Below are 19,958 nucleotides of genomic sequence, written 5' to 3' on the forward strand. Positions count from 1 at the left end.
GGCGCGCGATCTCCTTGAAGGGCGTGTCGGCCTGCACGACCATCACGTGCTCGGCCGGCGTCATGATGTTCAGGACCAAGCGGTGTCTCATGACCTTGCTCCTCAGCGTCGACACGGCGGCGAAGTGCCGCCACTTCAGCCGACCATCACGAGGGCTTCTCCGTCAGGGCCGGCCGACTGGCTCCGCCCAGGCCGAAGGGCCCTGCCCCGGCGGGGCCCGCGCGGCCAGCGTGGAGTCGTGAACAGATCCCTCGACCAGTTGGACGCCGATCCGCGGATGCTCCTGGAGCTGCCTACGCCGATCCTGTCGGTGTACCTGGCCCACCTGGATCAGGCCACGGACGATCCGGAGGCCCGACGGCTGGCGACGGTCGCGTTGCTGGCCGCGCTCGGCGCCACCGAGGCGCAGACGGAGATCGTCGAGGACGCCTTCGCCGAGGCCGAGCCCGGCCGCCCTGCCAGAGCCCTGTTCGTCGGTGCCGACGGCGCGCACCACGCCTGCGAACTGCCGGGATCGCCGGTGCCCGACCTCGTGCTCTCCGCCGGCGTCCCGCACCTGACGCCGCTGCTCGCCTGGCGGCAGGCGCACCCGGCGTACGTCCTGGCGCTGCTGGACCGGGCCGGCGCCGACATCACCGTGCAGCCGGAGCAGGGCGGCCCGTCGGTGACGACGACCGTCACCGGTCCGGATGACGACGGCGGGGCCGACGACCCCGCCGGCTGGTCCCGGCCCCGGTACCGGCCCGGAGCGGACGCCTCGTGGCGGGACAACGCACGCCGCGCCGCGGACGAGGTGGCCGCCGCGCTCGACTGCTTCGGTGCCAGGATCCTGCTGTCCGGCGGCGACGTCCGGGCCGTCCAGTGCTTCACCGACGCCCTGCCGCCGCGGATCCGCCACACCGTCACCATGGCGAAGATCGGCGGCAGCCGGCACGCCGACGGCGCATGGCCGCCGCGCGCGCTGCGCGTCGCCGAGAAAGTCGCGGCCCTGGTGCGGGAGCGTACGGAAGACCTGCTGGCCGAGCTCTCCGACTCTGGTGGGACCGGCGGGACCGACGGGACCGGCGGGTGCGCAGTGGACCGTCCCTCGGCCGTGATCCGAGCCCTGGCCCAGGGCCGCGTGCGGACGCTGCTGGTGTCCGAGGCGCCGGACCGCAACCGCACCGCGTGGTTCGGATCCGGGCCGGCCGAGGTCGCCGTGCACCGGGACGAACTACCCGGGCAGGACCCGGCTCCGCGCTACGGGCCCCTGACCGACGTCGCAGTCCGCGCGGCCGTCCTCGCCGGCGCCGACGTCCGCATCCTGCCGGCCGGCACCCCGGGGTCGCCGATATCCGGCCTCGCGGCGATCTGCCGCGACTGAACACGCTCGAAGATCCGAAAGTCACGCACCGACACGAAGGAGGAGAGATGAGGATCGGGATCAACGGGTTCGGCCGGATCGGCCGCACCTTCCTGCGCATCGCGCTGGAGCAGGATCTGGACGTGGTGGCGGTGAACGACGTCGCCGACCCCGCGACCGGCGCCCACCTGTTCGTCCACGACTCGACGTACGGACGGCTGCGGACCCCCGCGGTCTTCGACGACGGCACCCTGGTCGTCGACGGCCGCAAGATCCTCATGACCACGGTTCCCGAACCCGCCGCCCTGCCCTGGGGCGAGCTCGGCGTGGACGTGGTCATCGAGTCCACCGGCCGGTTCCGCACCCGGGAGCAGGCCGCCGGGCACCTGACGGCCGGAGCCCGCAAGGTCCTGATGTCCGCACCGGCGAAGGGCCCGGTGGACGTGACGGTCGTGATGGGCGTCAACCAGGGCGACTACGACCCGCGGGTCCACGACGTGGTCTCCAACGCGTCCTGCACCACCAACTGCGCCGCCCCGATGGTCGACGTGCTGCACCGCCGCTTCGGCCTCCAGCACGGGTTCCTCACCACGGTGCACGCCTACACCGGCGACCAGCGCCTGCTGGACGCCCCGCACAAGGACCTGCGCCGGGCCCGCGCGGCGGCCCTGAACATCGTGCCGACCAGCACCGGCGCCGCCCGGGCCGTCGGCCTGGTGATCCCGGAGACGGCCGGGCGCCTCGACGGCGTGGCGCTGCGCGTGCCGGTGCCCACCGGTTCCCTGGTCGACCTGGCCGCGGTGCTGAGCCGGCCGGCCGGCGTCGAGGAGGTCGAGGCCGCCTTCGCCGAGGAGGCGCGGGGCCGGCTCCGGGGGATCCTGCGCGTCAGCCACGATCCGCTGGTCTCCGGCGACATCGTCGGCGACCCCGCGTCCTGCGTGCTGGACGCCGGCCTGATCCAGGCTTCCGGCGATCTGGTGAAGGTCTTCGGCTGGTACGACAACGAATGGGGATACGCCGCCCGGCTCGCCGATCTGGCCCGGTACGTCGGCGCGCGGCTGGAGCGCTGAAGGTCCCGGCGGGCCCGGGCCGATCGGCTCTGCCGCGGCCCGGGCCCGCCGGCGGACGCTGGAGGCGAAGCGTCGCAGAGCCCGGATGACAGGAGGTGCGCCCGCGATGAGCAGCGCGACGAAGACCGTGCGGCCCAGGTGCCGCGAGTTCCTGGCCGGGATGGTCATCGGGTTCGCCGGTGCCCTGGCGGTGCCGGCGCGGCGGGGCCGCCACGAGCCCGCCGCGCCGCCCGCGCCCCGGCCGCGCGACGTGCAGATCCAGGCCCCGCACGAGGAACCCGTCCCCGTCCGGCCGCACCGGGCCGCGTGAGACCGGCCCGGACGAACGAACATCCCCAGGAGTGATCACATGCGTAGCCGAATCCGCCCCGATCGGCAGCTGACCGTCCGCATGGGCGCGACGATGTTCCTGCTCGGGCTGCTGTACGTCGCGTTCGCCGCGGCGCTGGTCGTGCTGCTGAGATCGGTCGTGCTGATCGTCGTCATCGTCGCTGGCCTGATGGTCGCGCAGTACTGGTTCTCCGACCGGATCGCGCTCGCCGCCCTGCGGGGCCGCGTCGTCACGCCGGAACAGGAGCCGCGGCTGCACGCCGTCGTGGACCGGCTCTGCGCGCTGGCCGACCTGCCCAAGCCCCGGGTCGCGGTGGCCGAGCTGGACCTGCCGAACGCGTTCGCCACCGGCCGGAACGCCGAGCACGCGGTGGTGTGCGTCACGCGGCGGACCCTGGACCTGCTCGACGACCGCGAGCTGGAGGGCGTGCTGGCCCACGAGCTGGCCCACGTCGCCCACCGCGACGTCGCGGTCATCACCGTGGCCTCGTTCCTCGGCGTCGTCGCCGGGCTGCTCATGCGGACGACGGTCTTCTCCCAGGCCTTCGGCCGCCGCCGCGACCAGGGCACCGCGGCGGTCCTCGCGGCGGTGACACTCGTCTCGGCCCTGGTCTACGCGATCAGCTTCCTGCTGATCAGGGCCCTGTCCCGCTATCGGGAGCTGGCCGCGGACCGGGACGGCGCCCTGCTCACCGCCAACCCCTCGGCGCTGGCGTCCGCGCTGATGAAGATCACGGGGGACACGGCCCGGATCCCCCGCCGCGACCTGCGCGAGGTCCAGGCCTTCAACGCCTTCTTCATCGCACCGGTCGGCGGCCGCCTCGCCGCCCTGTTCGCGACCCACCCGGCGCTCGACGTCCGGCTGGAGCGGCTCGCCGACCTCGCCGTCCAGATCGGCGGGACCACGGAGAATCCGGAAGGGGGACGATGAAGACCACCGTCGTCGTCGGCTACGACCGGACCGAACCCAGTGACGCCGCGCTGGCCGAGGCGGCGCGCGAAGCCGTGATGCGCGGCGCCGCCCTGGACGTCGTCACCGCCTTCCGGCAGCCGCCGGCCACCGGTCCGAACGGTCCGAACGGTCCGAACGGTCCGGCCGGACCGTGGTCCGCGGACCTCGGCGACCTCGCGTACAAGACGGCTTTCGACGTCGCCCAGCACGGCGCCTACCTGGCCCACGAGCGCTATCCGCACCTCACCGCGACCCCGTGTGCGGTCTCCGGCCCGGCCGGCAGCACCGTGGCCCAGGCCGCCCGCGGCGCCGGCCTGCTGGTCGTCGGCAGCCGGGGCCACGGCGGCTTCGCCGGCCTGCAGCTGGGCTCCACCTCGATGCGCGCCCTGGCCGACGCCACCTGTCCGGTCCTGGTCGTCCGCGGCCGCGAGGACGGGCGCGCCCACGACCGCGTCGTGGCGGCGGTCGACATCGACGGGCCCTGCGAACAGGTCCTCGACTTCGCCTTCGACGAGGCCTCCCGCCGGGGCACCCGGCTCACCGTGGTCCACGTCTGGGACGAACCCTGGATCGTGGCCTACGGCCGGGACGACCCGGGCATCGCCGAGGACATCGCCCTGATCGAGGCGGAACGGGAGGAGCGCCTGCTGGGCCTCGTCCACACCGTCCAGCCCCGCCACCCCGAGGTCCGCCCCTACCACCAGGTCGCCACCGGCTCCGCCGGCCGCCTCCTGGTCGAGGCCACCCACCGGGCCGACCTGCTGGTCACCGGCGCGCGCCGGCACAGCCGGGGCCGGCAGGGACTGCGGCTCGGCCCGGTGACGCAGACGCTTCTGCACCACGCCGGATGCCCGGTGGCCGTCGTGCCGCTCGGATGAGGCCCTCCGGCCCGCCGACCGGGCCGGACGGCCGCAACGACAGGACCATCGGCCCTGTTCATCGGAAAGAGCCCGATATGTCCTGGAGACATGGACACGCCACCTGACGTCGGCTGACACCCGGCGCGCCCGGTCCCCGGCATCAGGCTGGAGGTCCACGGCGCCAACGGGGCCCGCCGCTCCCGTCTGCGAGGACCCACCATGACCAGCAGGAGAAACCGCATCGTCGTCGGTGTCGACGACTCCGACCAGAGCCGGATCGCCGTCGAGGCGGCCGCGGCCGAGGCGCTCCTGCGCCACCGGCCGCTGCACCTGGTCCACGCCGACCCCTTCGGAAGGGCCGCGCGTTCCGACACCGGACCACTGCCCGACGAACCCGGGTACGGCCTGCTCGACGGCGTGCAGCGCGCCCGGGCCGCGGCGCCGGGGATCCCGGTCAGCGGGGAGGTGGTCCCGGGATTCCCGCAGCCGGTGCTCGTCGACCAGTCCCGGGAGGCCGAGCTGGTCGTCATCGGCGACCGCGGGCTCAACGCCCTGGCCAGAGGGGTGTACGACACCGTCGCCGGCGAGGTGACGCTGCGGGCGTCCTGTCCGGTCCTGGTGGCGCGCACCGCCGACACCCCCGACGGGCCCGTCGTCGTCGGCGTCGACGGCTCCCCGGACGCCCAGGCCGCGCTCGGCTGCGCCGCCGCCGAGGCCGACCTGCGCGGCTGCGCCGTGCTCGTGGTGCACGCGTGGTCCCGTCCGGGGCCGCACGTCCCGGGGTCGGTCCTGCCGGTCGACCTCGCCACCGACTCCGTCCGGGCCCGGGCCGAGCGCCTGCTGTCCGAGACGACGGTCGGCTGGCACGAGAAGTACCCCGGAGTGGACTTCCGCCGGGCGCTGGTGCACGGCCACCCGCGTCAGGCGCTGATGGAAGCCGGCCGTAGCGCGTCGCTGGTGGTCGTCGGCACCCGCGGCCGGACGGAGCCGCCGGTGTGGGAACTGGGATCGGTGAGCCGGTACCTGCTGCACCACTCGACGTACCAGCTGATCGTCGTCCGTCGGCGCTGAGACACCTTGGGAGCGAATCATGAAAGCAGCGGTGGGAGACCGGATCGCCATCCTGTCCCGGCACCTGGACGAAACGGTCCGCGAGGGCGAGATCGTCGAGGTGCACGGCGCCGGGGGCGACCCGCCCTACGTGGTGCACTGGCTGGACAGCGGGCACACCGGGGTGTTGTTCCCCGGGCCGGACGCCCGGGTCCGGCCGGGAGAACACGACCGGGTCGGCGGGATCGGAGGCGGGCGCGCCAAGCAATGGCAGGTCAGCGTGGCCGTCGTCGAGTACGACACCGGCGAGACCAAGGCCCACGTGATCGCGCACACCGGGCAGCGCGTCCTGCAGTCGCACGGGCGCGCCCGGCGCCTGGTCGGCGACACCGACGCCCCGGAGATCGGCGACGAGGTGGCCGTGGGGCGGGCGTTCCTCGCGCTGGGCGAGGAGCTGCTCGACCAGGCCGCCCGGGACGTCGAGGACGTCGAGGGGCACCGGACGGTCGTCCGGCGCTCGGAGGACGGCTCGGCCGGATGACCGGCCGGGGCGGCGGCCTCGGCGGCCGTCGCGACCCCGCCGCGGACCCGCGCGACGGCAGCGCCCGCCACGGCCCGCCGAGCAGGCCCGCGCCCGAGCGGTCCCGGCATCCCGGTTCCGGCCGAACGCCGGTCCGGACGAACAGGAAGGCGGATGTCATGACCCCCACCGTCGTCGTCGGCTACGACGAGTCGCCGGCCAGCGAACTCGCTCTCGAGGAGGCGGCCGAGGAGGCGGAGCGTCGTTCCGCGGCACTGGCCGTGGTCCACGCCTACCGCTCCCTGCCCCCGGTCCCGCCGCCCTTCGAGCCCGTCGCCGGGCATCCGATGCGCGACGCCGCCATGCGCACCACCGAACAGGCCGCCGACCGGATCCGCGGCGACCACCCGGGCCTGACGGTCCAGACCCGGGCCGTGCCCGGCCTCGCCGGGATCGCCCTGGCCGAGGCGTCGACCGACGCGGACCTGCTGGTCGTCGGCCACCGCGGCCACGGCGGCTTCCCCGGCCTCGGCCTGGGCTCGGTCGCCCTGCGCGCCGCGGCCCACTCCTCGGTGCCGACGCTCGTCGTCCGCGGCGGCCGGCGGCGGCCGCGCGGGATGGTCCTGGCCGCGGTGGACATCGAGGACGCCGCCGCCGGCTCCGACGAGATCCTCGGCTTCGCCTTCGCCGAGGCCGCCCAGCGGGGAGCCGAGCTGAAGGCGATCAGCGCCTGGGAGATCCTCTGGCCGCGGGCGTACTTCGGCGACACCGGCCAGCTCCGCCGCGCGGCGGACCTGGCCCGCGAGCGGGCCGATGCCGGGCTGGCCGGGCTGGTCCGGCCGTGGCGCGACAAGTACCCCGACGTCGTGACCGAGCACAAGCTCGCCGACGGGGAGCCCAGTACGGTCCTCGTCCACGCGACGACGTACGCCGACCTGGTCGTCGTCGGCGCGCGCCGCCGGGAGGACCGCGGCGCCCGCCTCGGTCCGATCGTGCACACGCTGCTGCGGCACGCCGACTGTCCGGTCGCCGTCGTCCCGCACAGCTGAGGCGGCTCACGGCGGCTCACGGCGGCCCACGGCGGCTCAGACAGATCAGGTAGCTCAGGCGACTCAGGCGACTCAGGTGGTCACAGCGCCTGTCCACCCCCGGTGTCCTCGGCCACCGGACGCGCACCGCGCCGGGCCGCCGCGGCGGCCCCGGCTGTCACGGTGACGCTGACCAGCGCGGCGGCCAGGATCGCGCCGCCTTCCCCGGGCCTGAGCAAGTGCCCCTGCCCGCCGATGGCCACCGCGGCCACCGGCACCCCGAGCTGGGCCCCGGCCAGCAGCGCCAGCGGCAGCGGTTGGCCGAGCAGCCCGGCCACGCCGTGCACCGCGACGCCCGCCGCCGCCAGAACGGCGGCCAGGACCATCATCCGCGGACGGCCGAACAACTCGCCCAGGTCGAGCGACGCGCCGAGCCAGACGAGGAAGACCGGGCCGAGGAATCCGTCGGCGACCGCGAACAGCTGCCGGGCCAGGCGCCGCGGCTCGCCCTGCGCGGCCAGGACCAGGCCCGCGGCGAACCCGGCGAGCATGACGGACCCGCCCACCGCCTCGGCCAGTCCGGCCAGCGCGAAGACGATGATCAGCTGTTCGCGCAGCTCCAGCCCGAAGTTCCGGGCCCGGCTGAGCCGGTGCAGACGGCGTTGCCAGCCGTGGGCCCGGAACCCGCGCAGCGTGAGGAAAGCCACCCCCGCGGCGCCGGCCACCGCCAGCGTGCCCAGCGCCGCCCGCCCGGCGCGCGCGGGCTGCTCGGCCAGGGGCAGCAGGACGATCGCGGCCACGTCCGCGACGGCGACCTGCGCGACCATCGTCAGAACCGGCGGCGAGGACAGCCCGGCCTCCTGGACCACCGGCAGCACCAGGGCCGCCGAGCTCGAAGCGAGCAGGACCGCGTACAGCCAGCCGTGCCCGGTCCCCGCCAGTGCGGCCACCCCCGGCCCGGCCGCCGCCGCGCACAGCCCGGTGACGGCGGCGAGCCCGGCGCCGCGGCCCAGCGCCGTGCGCAGAGCGGGGGAGCGGACCGGGACGTGACTGCCGGCCACGAGCATGATCAGCGCGAACCCGGCCTGCGCGAGCACCACCAGTTCCGGCCGGTCCGGATCGATCCAGCCCAGCCCGGTACGCCCGACGAGCAACCCCGCCGCGACCTCGCCGATCGCGACCGGCACCCCGGCGCGGCGCGGTGTCGCCAGCAGCGGGCCGACCAGCCCGACGGTCAGCACCAGCGCCAGAACGGCCAGGCTCACAGGCTCCTCCTCCCCAGATCATGCCCGGCGTCCCGGCGACCGTCAGCGTCCTGGGACAACAGCGGCCGGGTGACCGCGGGCGCCGACCAATGTAGGCCGCCGACCGCGGGTCCCACCGTTTGAGGGTCCTTACGCCTGCCGCGGCCCGTGCCGTTCGGCCCTGTCCGGCGCCCGCGCCGAGCGCTGTCATTGAGGTGTCAAAGAATCCCGCACAGCATCACCCCGGAGGAATCCCATGAGCACACAGCACGGAATGCACGTGACCGGCAGGCTCCACTGGCACCGGCCCACCGCGTCTGCGACCTCTGCGACGCCTGTCACCGCCGTCACCGCGCGTGAGGCGGCCGTCGCCGGCCTGCGCATCGGCACCGGCTTCATCTTCCTGTGGGCGTTCCTGGACAAGACCTTCGGCCTGCACTACTCGACCCAGTCGAAGAACGCATGGATCCACGGAGGCTCCCCGACCAAGGGCTTCCTGAGCCACGTGAGCGTCGGCCCCTTCCAGTCCGCCTTCCACTCCATGGCCGGCAACGGCTTCGTCGACTGGCTGTTCATGCTCGGCCTGCTGGGCATCGGCGCGGCCATGGTCTCCGGGGTCGGCCTCCGGATCGCCGCCGTCAGCGGCATCCTGCTGGTCGCCATGATGTGGTTCGCCGTCTACCCGCCCGCGCAGCACACCGCCACCGGGGCCGCGACCGCCTCGAACAACCCCTTCGTGGACGACCACGTGCTCGAGGCGCTCGCCCTGACCGCCGCCGCGGTCTTCGGCACCGGCAGTCGGCTCGGCCTCGGCGCCTGGTGGGCCAAGCTCCCCTTCGTCGAGAAGCACCGGTCGCTGATCTGAACGGGCCCACGGATGGGAAAGTCTGTCCGCATCCCTCTGCCCCGGGCGGGAGAACCTCCCCGCCCGGGGCAGAGCTTTCGCCGCGCCGGGAACCGGTGGCGAAGTCCGTGCCGCTTTGTCGCAAATGTCGAATTCGCCGAAATCGTCGAACTCGCCGAAGGCGAACGTGTCTTGTGCAACAGATTCCAGATCCATGCAACCTCCCCAGGGGGCGAGGCGTCGTGCAGGGCAAAGGGATGAGCTTGTGGAATACGAGGTGCTAGCGTCCAATGCCAACAACGGCGGCACGACCCATCGGCGGAAAGCGGCGTTTGCCGGCGATCACGCGGCTCGCGGCCTCAGCCGCGGTCATCGCGGTGATGACCACCGCCTGTAGCAGCGGCACGAAATCGGCGGCCGGCTCCAGCGGCGGCGCCAACGTGACGCAGAGCTCCTCGTCCTCCAGCGGCCCGGGAGACGCCGTGCCGGCCACCGCGCCGAGCTCGGCCTCCCCGCCGGTCGTGACGATCACCCCGGCCGCGGACGCGACGGGCATCGACCCCGACTCGCAGGTCCAGGTGAGCGTGGCGAACGGCAAGCTGGACTCCGTCACCGCGACCCTGGTCGGCGGAGCGGCGGTCCAGGGCCAGATGGACGCCACCGCGACGTCCTGGACCTCGGCGGGGGCCCTGGGGACGAACAAGACCTACAACGTCTCGGTGGTGGCCGAGAACGCCGACGGGGCGAAGTCGACGACCACCTCGAAGTTCACCACGGCCAAGCCCTCCGCGGTCTTCAGGGGCACCTACACGCCCGACGCGGGCGCCGTGGTCGGCGTCGCGCAGCCGATCTCCGTCACGTTCAGCAAGCCGATCACCGACAAGGCCGCCGTCGAGCGGGGGCTCAGCGTCGAGGCGGCACCGGCGGCCCAGGGCTCCTGGTACTGGTACGGCAACCAGCGGGTGGACTACCGTCCGCAGAACTTCTGGAAGCCGGGCACCAAGGTGACGCTCCACATGCGTCTGGACGGCGTGAAATCCGGCAACGCCTACGGCGACCAGAACCGCGACGTCACCTTCTCGATATCCCCGCACGCCATCGTCGCGACCGCCGACGTCGCCGCCAAGACGATGACCGTCACGCAGGACGGCGTGCCCTTGAAGACGCTCCTCATCAGCGCCGGCAAGCCCGGGTTCGACACCTGGAACGGCACCATGGTGGTGCAGCGCAAGGTCGACGACATCACGATGGACTCCAAGACCGTCGGCATCTTCGGCACGGACGGCTACGTGGTCCCCGACGTCCGCTACGCGGTCCAGCTCACGGACTCCGGAACCTACGTCCACGCCGCACCGTGGAACGCCGGCAAGTTCGGCAAGGTCAACGGCAGCCACGGCTGCATCGGCCTGAGCCTGTCCGACGCGGAGTGGTTCTACAAGACCGTGGGCTTGGGCGACCCGGTGATCGTCAAGAACTCCAACGAGAAGGTCGTGCGCTCCGACAACGGCTTCGCCGACTGGAACATCGGCTGGTCGGCCTGGACCGCCGGTAGCGCGCTTCACTGATGGGGCCGGGCGGGGCCGCGCTCGGCGGCCCTGCCCGACTCGGACGCCGAAGGCTCCATCCCAGACGCCGCCGATCGCGGTTCGAGCACGTCGCGACGCCTGCCACGCCGCTGTCACACCACTGCCACGGCACATCAGCAGTCTTGTTCATCGTCAGTCCTCGTCCTACCCAAGGAGTTCGGACCCGATGAAGACGAAGATCTCAGGCCTCAGCGACAAGATGCTGTCCCGGGCGCTCGGCGGCGCCCCCACCATCTGCTACCCGCCGGACGACTGCGACTACTACCCCGGCGAGACCACCTGCATGAACGGGCGCCTCTTCATCAAGGTGTGCAGCAGCCACACCGGCTGCAACGGCGCCTGCCTGCCGTCGACTTACTCCTGCTCGTGGACCTCCCAGGGCGCGTACTGCTAGAAGGCCCCTCGGTTTGTCGATGATCGGTGGCGGGCCGTCCGGGCCCGCCACCCCGCCGAGGGGAGGATCAGTGGTCTATCTCAGTGTGGCCTGCCGGGCTTTGCTCGCCGCGGTGTTCGGGGTGGCGGCCCTCGGCAAGCTGCGGGGGCCGGCGGCGTTCCACGCGTTCGTGGCGACGCTCGACGGCCTGCGCTGGCTGCCGCCCCGGCTGCGGACCCCCGCGGGGGCGACGCTGGCTGCGACCGAGGCCCTGGCCGCGGTGCTGCTGGCGACGCCGGGCGCGGGGATCCCGGCCCTCGTCCTGGCGACGGCGCTGATCTGCGGCTTCGTCGCCGTCGTCGCGGCGGCGGTCGTCGGGGACACCTCGCTGACGTGCCGCTGCTTCGGCGGCGCGGGGAACGGACCCGGCGGCGCGGACGCCGTCGGCCCGGCGCATCTGATCCGCAACCTGCTGCTCGCCGTGATCGCGGTCGGCGGGCTCGTGGCGTCCGCCGGATTCCCCGGCACGGCCGCGGGCCCGGGCCTGGTCGGCGCGATCGGCGGCGGCGCGCTGACCGGGGCACTGCTCACGCGATGGGACGACCTGCGGTTCCTGCTGGGCGGACGTTAGCTCCGGGCTCCGCGCCGCTGGCGGCCGGTCGGCTCCCGGCCCCGCCCTCCATCGCCCGTGCCGGCGATCTCTTCACCTCAGGAACCAGAACACAGGAGCCTGTCATGGTCTCTTTCCTTACCGCACTGGTCGTAGTCCTCACACCCCTCACACTCCTCAACCTGACCCTGCTCTTCGCCGTGATCCGCCGCCTGCGCGCCGCCGAGGCACCCACCGGGCCCCGCCCCGACCACCTCGACACCCTCCCGGTCCCCAAGGCCGGCGATCTGGTCGCCCCCTTCCGCGCCCAGACCCTGGACGGCACCGCCGTCACCGACCTCGACCTGGGCCCCGCCGACATCCTGATGTGCCTGATGCCCGGCTGCGACCCCTGCAAGACCCAGCTGGCCGCCGTCCGCGCCACCACCCCCGACCGCCTCCTCCTGCTGGTCTTCGGCATCTCCGAAGAAGACCCCGCCGCCCTGACCCTCGCCACCTCCGTCCACGACCTCGGCCGCGTCCTGATCACGAGCATCGACGGCCCCATCGGCCGCGCCCTCGGCGGAGTCGGCGCGTTCCCGACCTTTCTGCGCGTGGCCGACGGCGCGATCGCGGCGGTGGCGGGGACGTGGGCGGAGATCGCGGCGACTGAGCCGACGGCGGTGGGGAGGTGAGGAGGGACGAGCAGGACGCGGCGCCGGACGATCAGGTAGCAGGCAGCAGCCCAGTTGACCGATCGGTTGACAGCCCAGTTGACAGCCCAGGACCCGCCGACCGCGTGGCGCCTGGCCACAGGTCCGCCGACCAAGTGGCAACCAGCCACCCGTCCGCCGACCCATCACCCGCAACCCCCGCGCGAGCCAGCCGTCCGCAGACCAGCGATCCCTCCTCCACCCAGCCGTCTGCCCCTCACCGCCGTCCGCCCCACCGTCGCTCCCGTCGTCCCGCCCCCGCCGCCCTGGCCCTGACCTGGCGCGCCGCCCCCTGGGAGTCCGCCGCGGGCCTCGTCCTCATCGCCCTCACCGGCCTCCTCCCCGCCGCCGGCGCCTGGACCGGCAAGCTCCTCTTCGACCAACTCGCCCAAGGTCGCGACCTCGACACCACCCGGGCCACCCTCCTCGTCGCCGCCGCTGCCGGGCTCGCCGTCCTCGGCGTGGTGCTGGGGCTGTGTGGCGATCAGCTGGCGCGGCGGGTGCAGCGGGCCGTCGCGGTCGGGGCGCAGGATCTCCTCTACCGGCGGGTCAACGCCTTCGCCGGGCTCCGGCCCTTCGAGGACCCGGCGTTCCAGGACCGGCTCCGGCTTGCGGAGCAGGGGGCGCAGAGCGCTCCGCGTGAGGTCACCGTCGTCCTCACCGAGATCGTGCGCAACGTCATCAGCATCCTGGGATTCCTCGGCGCCCTCCTGGCCGTCTGGCCGCCGATGGCCGGCGTCCTCCTTCTGACCACGATTCCCGCGGTCGTGGCGCAGCGGTCGCTGGCCCGCCGTCGGGCCGGGACCACCGAGACGATGATGGCCACGGTCCGGCGGCGGTTCTTCTTCCAGCAACTGCTCACCGATCCCGGCGCGGCCAAGGAGGTCCGGCTGTTCGGGCTCGGGCCGCTGTTCCACGGCCGGCTCCTGGCCGCCCTCCGCGCCGACGCGGACGCCGACCTCGCCGTCGAGGGGCGCGCCGCTCGCGTGCAGACCGGTCTGGCCCTCCTGGGCGCGGCGGTGGCGGCGGTCGGGTCGATCGTGGTGGTGCGGGCGCTCGCCGCCGGGCAGCTGACGCTCGGCGGGACGACGCTGTTCACCGCCGCGGTGGCGGGTGTGCAGACCGCTCTGACCAACGTCGTGGCCCAGGCGGCCCAGGCCGGCCGGACCCTGATCCTCTTCCGGCACTTCCTCGCCGTCGTCGACGCCGAACCCGACCTGCCGTCCGGCGGCCTGACCGCCGGGCCGCTGCGCACCGGCGTCGAGTTCCAGGACGTGTGGTTCCGCTACTCCGCCGACGCTCCGTGGGTGCTGGCCGGCGTCGACCTCGTCGTGCCGCACGGCGAGACCGTCGCCCTGGTCGGCGTCAACGGCGCCGGGAAGAGCACGCTGGTCAAACTCTTGTGCCGGTTGTACGACCCGGACCGCGGCCGGATCCTGTGGGACGGCGTGGACATCCGGGAGTTCGACGTGGACACCCTGCGCCGCCGCGTCGGCGCCACGTTCCAGGACTTCTGCCGCTACGACGTGACCGCCGCCGAGAACATCGGCCTCGGCGACGTCGACCGGCTCGCCGACCTGCCCGCGATCCGCCGCGCGGCCGGCCGCGCCGGTGTCGACGGCACGCTGACCAACCTCCGCGACGGCTACGCGACCCTGCTCAGCCGCATCTTCCTCGACGAGGACCAGCTCGCCGGCACCACCCTGTCCGGCGGCCAGTGGCAACGCGTCGCCCTGGCCCGGTCCCTGATGCGCGAGGACGCCGACCTGCTCATCCTCGACGAGCCCAGCTCAGGTCTGGACGCCGAGGCCGAACACGAGATCCACCAGGCGCTGGCCGTGCACCGCGCGGGACGCACCAGCCTCCTGATATCCCATCGCCTCAACACCCTGCGAACCGCCGGCGCCATCGTCGTCCTCGCCGCCGGCCGGATCGTCGAACGCGGTACTCACGGCGAGCTCATGACCGCCGATGGAGAGTATGCGCGGCTGTTCCGGCTCCAGGCGGACGGATACCGTGACGAGGCGATGGCTGCGGCATGAGATCCCTGATACGGCTGCCTGCTCCCGGCTCCCGTCTGACGCCTGCCGAATCCCGGCTGACGGCTCCCGACTCCCCGCTGACGGCTCCCGGTTTCCGGCTGACGGCTGCCGTGCCTCGCCGACCGGACCGGCCTCGTCACCGCCCCTCCAACAACCCCGCCACCTCCGCCACCCGCGGATGCCCGATCTCCACGAGGATCTCCTGCGCCTCCCGCCACGCCGCCACGGCCCGGTCGCCGTCGCCGCCGCCGTCGAAGGCGGCGCCGAGGTCGATGAGGGTGTCGGCTTCGAGCAGGCGGTCGCCGATCTCGCGGCGCTTGGCCAGGGCCTGTTCCAGGAGACCGACGGCCTCGGCGTGGTGCCCCATGGCCAGGCGGAAGCAGCCCAGGCCGGACAGGGCCTCGCCTTCGCCGTGCACGTTGCCGAGTCTCGAGTACAGCGTCAGGGCCTGCGCGCTGTACTCGAGCGCCTCGTCCAGGCGGCCGGCCGAATGGTGGGACCAGCCGAGGTTCACCAGGCAGACCGCCTCGCCCGCCCGGTCGCCCAGTTCCCGGAAGATCGGCAGTGCCTGCAGGCGGTACGCCACGGCCTGCTCCGGGTCGCCGAGTTCGTCGGCGACGCTGCCGAGGTTGACCAGGATCGTGCCCTCGCCGCGCCGGTCGCCGGTCCGCCGGCGCAGGGCCAGCGACTCCCGGAAGTGGTGGTCCGCCACATCGAACCGCCACAGCCGGCAGTTCGCGGTGCCCAGGTGGCTGTGCAGGATCGCGACGGTCCGCGGGTCGCCGTCGTCGAGCCGGGCTGTCAGAAGCTCGATCAGTTCGGTGAACCGGCTGCGGGTCTGGAGGTGCCAGGACAGGGTCAACGGCAGCTGCGCCGCGACGTGACGGGCCCCCAGCCGCAGCGCGACGTCCACGGCGGCCAGCACGTTTGCGTACTCGGCATCGAACCAGCGGGTGGCGCTCTCGTAGTCGGGGAACGTCCGCGGCGGGAACCGCGGGTCGGCGGGAGCGGCGGCGATCAGGCTGCGGGCCAGGCCGGGGGTCTGGGCGTCGGAGGCGTTCATCGCGGTGTTCAGGTACCAGACGAGGAGGGCATGCAGACCGGCCTGGTCGTCCGCGCCGTCCGCGCCATCCACCTTGTCCTGCTCGGCCCCTTCGACTCCGACGGCCGTGTCAGAACCCTTCTCCGCCAGCTCCTCCGCGTAGACCCGCACCAGGTCGTGGAACCGGTACCGCCCCGGTGAACGCGACTCCAGCAGGTGGGCGTCGACCAGCGACTCCAGCACGTCCTCGGCGTCGTCGAAGGCCAGTCCGAGCAGCGCGGCGGCCGGCCCGGCCGTCAGGTCCGGCCCCGGCCAGCGGCCCAGTGTCCGGAACGCGGCGGCGGCCAGCCGCTCGGCGGGGCGTTCCGATCCGGCCAGGCTGCGGTGCCCGAGCTCGAAGCTGGCCCGCACCGCCAGGTGCTCCGCGGTCAGCAGGTCCAGCCGCCGCCGCGCCTCGGCCAGGCGGTCGGCGAGGTCGGCGGGCGTCCACGCCGGCCGGGCGGCCAGCCGCGCGCCGGCGATCCGCACCGCCAGCGGCAGGAACCCGCACAGCCGCACCACCTCCCGGGCCTCCGCCGGACAGGCCGCCACCCGCTCCGCCCCGGCGATCCGGGCCAGCAGATCCAGCGCGTCCGCCTCGGGCAGGACGTCCAGGGACAGCGTGTGGACGCCCGCCAAACCGGTCAGCCGCCGCCGGCTGGTGACCAGCACCAGCCCGGACGCCGTCCCCGGCAGCAGCGGCTGGACCTGCGCGCTGTCGGCGGCGTTGTCCAGCACCAGCAGGCACCGCCGGCCCGCCATCTCGGCCCGCCACAGCGCGGCCCGCTCGTCGGCCGGCTCGGGGATGCGCGTCGCCGCGACGCCGAGGGTGGTGAGCAGGACGCGCAGCGCGTCGTCCGGCGCCAACGGCGCCCGCTCCGGGTCGTGGCCGCGCAGATCGAGGTAGAGACGGGCGTCGGGATAACGCGCGGCGAGCCGATGCGCGGCGCGCACGACCAGCGCGGTCTTCCCGACGCCGGCCATGCCGTTCACGGCCTCCACGACGACGGCGTGCGGCGCCTGCTCGGCGGCGGCGAGCAGGGTGACGAGTTCGGCGGCGCGACCGCTGAAGTCGGGGATGTCGCGGGGGAGGTCGTCGATCGGGGAACGCGCGAGGGACGGGCGATCGGCCGGGCCCGCCCCGCCGGCACCGGGAACGCCGGCACCGGGAACGCCGGCACCGGGAACGTCGGCACCGGCAAGGTCGGCACCGGGAACGTCGTCGGCGGGCACCACGGCGGCCGCATCCTCGGCACTTGCGGTACCGCTGCCGGACGCCGTGTCCCTCACCTCCGGCCTCCGCCACGCCAACGCCCCGTCATCGGCGAGCAACCGCTGGTGCAGATCCCGCAATTCCGGCCCCGGCTCCAGCCCCGTCTCGCTCCGCAGCCGCCGCGCAATACCCTGATACACCGCCAGCGCCTCGCCCCGCCGGCCGCCACGGTACAGCGCCAGCAGCAATAGCCAATGCATCCGCTCCCGGTACGGGTGCTCGGCGCTCAGCTCCCGCAGCTCGGCCAGCACCGTGTCCGGCAGCCCCAGGTTCAACGCCGCCTCCGCCCGCAACTCCCGGGCCTGGAGCCACTGCTCGGTCAGGCGCGTGGTGGCCGGAAGCACCCGAGCCGCGGGAACGTCGGCCAGCGGATCGCCGCGCCAGAGGGGGAGCGCGGCGTCCAGATGCCGGGCGGCGGCGGACCAGTCTTCGGCCCGGGCCGCGTCGCGGGCCCGCGAGCAGAGATCGGCGAAGACCGCGGTGTCCAGCTCGCTCGGGTCGGCGGTGATCAGGTACCCGGGCGGCGAGGTCACCACCCGCCCACCCAGCTCCACCCCGAGCGCACGCCGCACCCGCATGACGTAGGAGCGAAGTGTCTGCTCGGCACCTTCCGGCGGCGCGCCGTCCCACACGGTGTCGGCAAGCGTCGCCGCCGAGACCACGCGCCCGGCGTCGGCCAGGAGGATGGCCAGCAAAGCGCGCTGCCGGGCCCCCGGAACGGGGACGAGGACCCCGCCGCTCCACACTTCGAGCGGACCGAGAATCGCGAATCGCGGGTCGGACATCCCCGTGCTCCTTTCACCCGCGCCCGACGCGGTACACGAACACTGACACAGGGTCTCGGGACTCTTCCACCGGTGCGAACGGAACTGGGGTGGTTCACATCAGCTAATGTCGGCCCCTCTCACCCCGCCCTCCGTTAACCTCAGTTCATGTCTACGGGAGGGGATCACCAGTGGCGCGCAGACCTACCGGACCCGAAGCCGAACCCGGATCGCCGCCGAACCCACCGGCTCGGGGCGCTCAGGGCGCTCGGGGCGAGAGCCGGAGCCTGCCGACGTCCCGGCGCGCATTACTCCTGGGAGCGGCCGGGACGAGTATCGCCGCAGCCGTAGCCCTCGGGTTCGTGGCTGAGACTTCCGGAGAGCCGCGCCGTCACCGAGTTCTGGACCCTCCGGTGAATCCGGGCCCTGCTACCACCCGCGTCCCCGGTACTTTGGCCGGACCGAGGGCGAAACCCATGTGGTCCGCCTTCCTGGGCACCAGCGCGTACGCCCTCGCCGCAGTCGATCACAGCGTGTTCGTAGTGGATCTCAACGGGTCCGTCCACGGCCTCGATCCCCGGACCGGCGCCTCGAAGTGGAAACCGGCGAAGCTGTTCTTCATCGGCGGGGAAACACCGTTCACGGTGGTCGGCGACACGGCCTATGGCGCTGACGAGGACCGTGATTTCCTGGCCGTCGACACGTCCAACGGCGCCGTGCGCTGGAAGTCCCGGTATCCGGACCCGGAAGCGGTGATCACTTCCGTGGCGGGCACGGCGGGTCCCCTCGTCTTCAGCACCGGTGAGGTGTTCGACCAGAGCGGTGGAACGGGTCGCGGAAAGGTTTGGGGCGTGGACACCTCGGCGCACCGCGTGGCATGGACGCTCGACGACGTCGGCGCCCGTCTCGCCGTGGTGGCCTCCGAGCCCGCCGGCGTCGTCGTCACCGCTGATGAGGTCGCGTTTCAGCTCACGGCGTACTCGCTGAAGGACCGCAGCGTCGTGTGGCGCAAGAGTGCGCGAGACACTGGCCGGACCGATGCCCGGGCCTGGTCGACTGCCTGTGTCACCGTCGCCGGGAACACCTTCTACTGGGCTGAAGACCAGCTGTACGCGCTGGACGCGGCCACTGGCGACGTCCACTGGGCCGTCGGGGCCTCGGAGCCGAACGACAGATTCCAGAGCGTGATCGTGTTACCGGAGCAAGGGCCTGGCGGTACCGGACTTGTCGTCGCCACCTCCACCGGGCCGAACGGCGGGGCATTGCACGCGTTCGCCAGCGCGAATGGCGCCGCGGTCTGGACCGCGCACGGCGGACCGCGGTTCGGGGTGAAGACGGCTCTGGCCGCCGGCACCGGTGGCAGTGCCGGCGTGCTGTACGCGGCCGAGCCGGACAACGGCTCGGTGTTCGCGGTGGACGCCAAGACGGGGCAGACCCGGTGGACGTACCACGACGCTGACATCAGCGCAGATCGCACATGGGCGATCGCTGCAGACGAGCAGCGGGTGTATGTCGCGTACGCCGAGACTGCGCTCGCCTTCAAGCCCTGAGCATGCTCCTCGGTCTGTCGCCTCGTCGCGCCCCGTCGGCCCCGTCGCCCCGTCGCCTCCCTCGGCCCCGTCGAGCACGCCGTACCGAAGCGGCCGCCTCGGACGCCGACGGGCATCACGAGGCAGACGCTGCTCCACTGAGCCGTGCTACCCCTGAGCCGTGGCTCAGGCCGCCCGCCGAGGCAGCTTCCACCCCGGACGCGGGAAGTGACACGTGTACCCGTTCGGGTAGCGCTCCAGATAATCCTGGTGCTCCGGCTCAGCCTCCCAGAAGGGCCCGGCCGGCGTGACCTCGGTGACGACCTTGCCCGGCCACAGACCAGAGGCGTCGACGTCGGCGATAGTGTCCTCCGCCACCCGCCGCTGCTCGTCGTCCAGGTAGAAGATCGCCGACCGGTAGCTGGTGCCGATGTCGTTGCCCTGCCGGTCCACCGTCGACGGGTCGTGGATCTGGAAGAAGAACTCCAGGATCGACCGGTAGTCCGTCACCGTGGGATCGAAGATGATCTCGACGGCCTCCGCATGCGTCCCATGGTTGCGGTATGTCGCATTCGGCACGTCACCGCCCGAGTAGCCGACCCGCGTGCTCACCACTCCCGGCTCGCGCCGAATCAGCTGCTGCATCCCCCAGAAACAACCGCCGGCCAGTATGGCCTTTTCCGTCTGCTCAGGCGCTGCCATCGCACTCCGCTCCTCTGCCGGGCACTGTACTTTCAGTGAGTTAAGCACAGCGGGTGCTCCGCGCAT

19 protein-coding genes are annotated in these 19,958 nt (G+C 73.4%); 15 read left to right on the top strand and 4 right to left on the bottom strand.

Annotated features, from left to right (window positions below; translation table 11 throughout):
* Positions 1–238 precede the first annotated feature (238 nt).
* The 8 genes from ABD466_RS41350 to ABD466_RS41385 all read left to right on the top strand — a co-directional run bounded on the left by ABD466_RS41350 (position 239) and on the right by ABD466_RS41385 (position 7,173).
* Complete coding sequence (locus ABD466_RS41350) at positions 239–1,363, top strand: baeRF2 domain-containing protein (RefSeq protein ID WP_344662779.1); 1,125 nt, start codon at positions 239–241, stop codon at positions 1,361–1,363.
* Positions 1,364–1,410: 47 nt separating this feature from the next.
* Complete coding sequence (gene gap / locus ABD466_RS41355) at positions 1,411–2,412, top strand: type I glyceraldehyde-3-phosphate dehydrogenase (protein WP_344662780.1); 1,002 nt, start codon at positions 1,411–1,413, stop codon at positions 2,410–2,412.
* 106 nt (positions 2,413–2,518) lie between these two features.
* Positions 2,519–2,722 (top strand): hypothetical protein, encoded by a 204-nt coding sequence (locus ABD466_RS41360; RefSeq protein WP_344662781.1) that lies wholly within the window; start codon positions 2,519–2,521, stop codon positions 2,720–2,722.
* 39 nt (positions 2,723–2,761) lie between these two features.
* Complete coding sequence (htpX, locus tag ABD466_RS41365; protein ID WP_344662782.1) at positions 2,762–3,673, top strand: zinc metalloprotease HtpX; 912 nt, start codon at positions 2,762–2,764, stop codon at positions 3,671–3,673.
* On the top strand, positions 3,670–4,572 hold the full coding sequence (locus ABD466_RS41370; protein WP_344662783.1) for a universal stress protein: 903 nt from the start codon (positions 3,670–3,672) through the stop codon (positions 4,570–4,572). Before htpX ends, ABD466_RS41370 begins: the two co-directional genes overlap by 4 nt.
* Positions 4,573–4,773: 201 nt before the next feature.
* Positions 4,774–5,625 (top strand): universal stress protein, encoded by an 852-nt coding sequence (locus ABD466_RS41375; protein WP_344662784.1) that lies wholly within the window; start codon positions 4,774–4,776, stop codon positions 5,623–5,625.
* A 19-nt stretch (positions 5,626–5,644) separates the two neighbouring features.
* Positions 5,645–6,145 (top strand): DUF1918 domain-containing protein, encoded by a 501-nt coding sequence (locus ABD466_RS41380; RefSeq protein WP_344662785.1) that lies wholly within the window; start codon positions 5,645–5,647, stop codon positions 6,143–6,145.
* 158 nt (positions 6,146–6,303) lie between these two features.
* Positions 6,304–7,173, top strand: a complete 870-nt coding sequence (locus ABD466_RS41385; protein ID WP_344662786.1) for a universal stress protein — start codon at positions 6,304–6,306, stop codon at positions 7,171–7,173.
* Positions 7,174–7,253: 80 nt separating this feature from the next.
* Here ABD466_RS41385 and ABD466_RS41390 read toward each other — a convergent pair whose 3' ends face one another.
* Positions 7,254–8,417 carry a cation:proton antiporter gene (locus ABD466_RS41390; RefSeq protein ID WP_344662787.1) on the bottom strand — a complete coding sequence of 388 codons (1,164 nt, stop codon included), beginning with the start codon at positions 8,415–8,417 and terminating at the stop codon, positions 7,254–7,256.
* A 235-nt stretch (positions 8,418–8,652) separates the two neighbouring features.
* On the opposite strand from ABD466_RS41390, the gene ABD466_RS41395 reads away from it, so the two are divergent.
* Positions 8,653–9,261 (top strand): hypothetical protein, encoded by a 609-nt coding sequence (locus ABD466_RS41395; protein WP_344662788.1) that lies wholly within the window; start codon positions 8,653–8,655, stop codon positions 9,259–9,261.
* A 259-nt stretch (positions 9,262–9,520) separates the two neighbouring features.
* Here the strand turns inward: ABD466_RS41395 and ABD466_RS41400 are convergent, their stop codons facing one another.
* A complete protein-coding gene (locus ABD466_RS41400; RefSeq protein WP_344662789.1) occupies positions 9,521–9,772 on the bottom strand; it encodes a hypothetical protein in 252 nt (83 codons plus the stop codon).
* Here ABD466_RS41400 and ABD466_RS41405 point away from each other — a divergent pair.
* The 5 genes from ABD466_RS41405 to ABD466_RS41425 all read left to right on the top strand — a co-directional run bounded on the left by ABD466_RS41405 (position 9,762) and on the right by ABD466_RS41425 (position 14,543).
* Positions 9,762–10,805 (top strand): L,D-transpeptidase, encoded by a 1,044-nt coding sequence (locus ABD466_RS41405; RefSeq protein WP_344662790.1) that lies wholly within the window; start codon positions 9,762–9,764, stop codon positions 10,803–10,805. The genes ABD466_RS41400 and ABD466_RS41405 overlap by 11 nt on opposite strands.
* A gap of 187 nt (positions 10,806–10,992) precedes the next feature.
* Positions 10,993–11,220: a hypothetical protein gene (locus ABD466_RS41410; RefSeq protein WP_344662791.1), complete on the top strand. Its 228-nt coding sequence runs from the start codon at positions 10,993–10,995 to the stop codon at positions 11,218–11,220.
* 70 nt (positions 11,221–11,290) lie between these two features.
* The gene (locus tag ABD466_RS41415) at positions 11,291–11,830 is read left to right on the top strand and encodes a MauE/DoxX family redox-associated membrane protein (protein ID WP_344662792.1); all 540 of its coding nucleotides are present in this window, start codon (positions 11,291–11,293) and stop codon (positions 11,828–11,830) included.
* Between the two features lie 104 nt (positions 11,831–11,934).
* Positions 11,935–12,483 carry a hypothetical protein gene (locus tag ABD466_RS41420; protein WP_344662793.1) on the top strand — a complete coding sequence of 183 codons (549 nt, stop codon included), beginning with the start codon at positions 11,935–11,937 and terminating at the stop codon, positions 12,481–12,483.
* Between the two features lie 134 nt (positions 12,484–12,617).
* A complete protein-coding gene (locus ABD466_RS41425; protein WP_344662794.1) occupies positions 12,618–14,543 on the top strand; it encodes an ABC transporter ATP-binding protein in 1,926 nt (641 codons plus the stop codon).
* 136 nt (positions 14,544–14,679) lie between these two features.
* Here the strand turns inward: ABD466_RS41425 and ABD466_RS41430 are convergent, their stop codons facing one another.
* The gene (locus ABD466_RS41430) at positions 14,680–17,682 is read right to left on the bottom strand and encodes an AfsR/SARP family transcriptional regulator (protein WP_344662795.1); all 3,003 of its coding nucleotides are present in this window, start codon (positions 17,680–17,682) and stop codon (positions 14,680–14,682) included.
* 455 nt (positions 17,683–18,137) lie between these two features.
* On the opposite strand from ABD466_RS41430, the gene ABD466_RS41435 reads away from it, so the two are divergent.
* A complete protein-coding gene (locus ABD466_RS41435) occupies positions 18,138–19,211 on the top strand; it encodes an outer membrane protein assembly factor BamB family protein (RefSeq protein WP_344662796.1) in 1,074 nt (357 codons plus the stop codon).
* A gap of 165 nt (positions 19,212–19,376) precedes the next feature.
* Here the strand turns inward: ABD466_RS41435 and msrA are convergent, their stop codons facing one another.
* The gene (gene msrA, locus ABD466_RS41440) at positions 19,377–19,892 is read right to left on the bottom strand and encodes a peptide-methionine (S)-S-oxide reductase MsrA (protein WP_344662797.1); all 516 of its coding nucleotides are present in this window, start codon (positions 19,890–19,892) and stop codon (positions 19,377–19,379) included.
* Positions 19,893–19,958 lie beyond the last annotated feature (66 nt).

Source organism: Catenulispora subtropica, assembly GCF_039531675.1.
Taxonomy (GTDB): Bacteria; Actinomycetota; Actinomycetes; order Streptomycetales; family Catenulisporaceae; genus Catenulispora; species Catenulispora subtropica.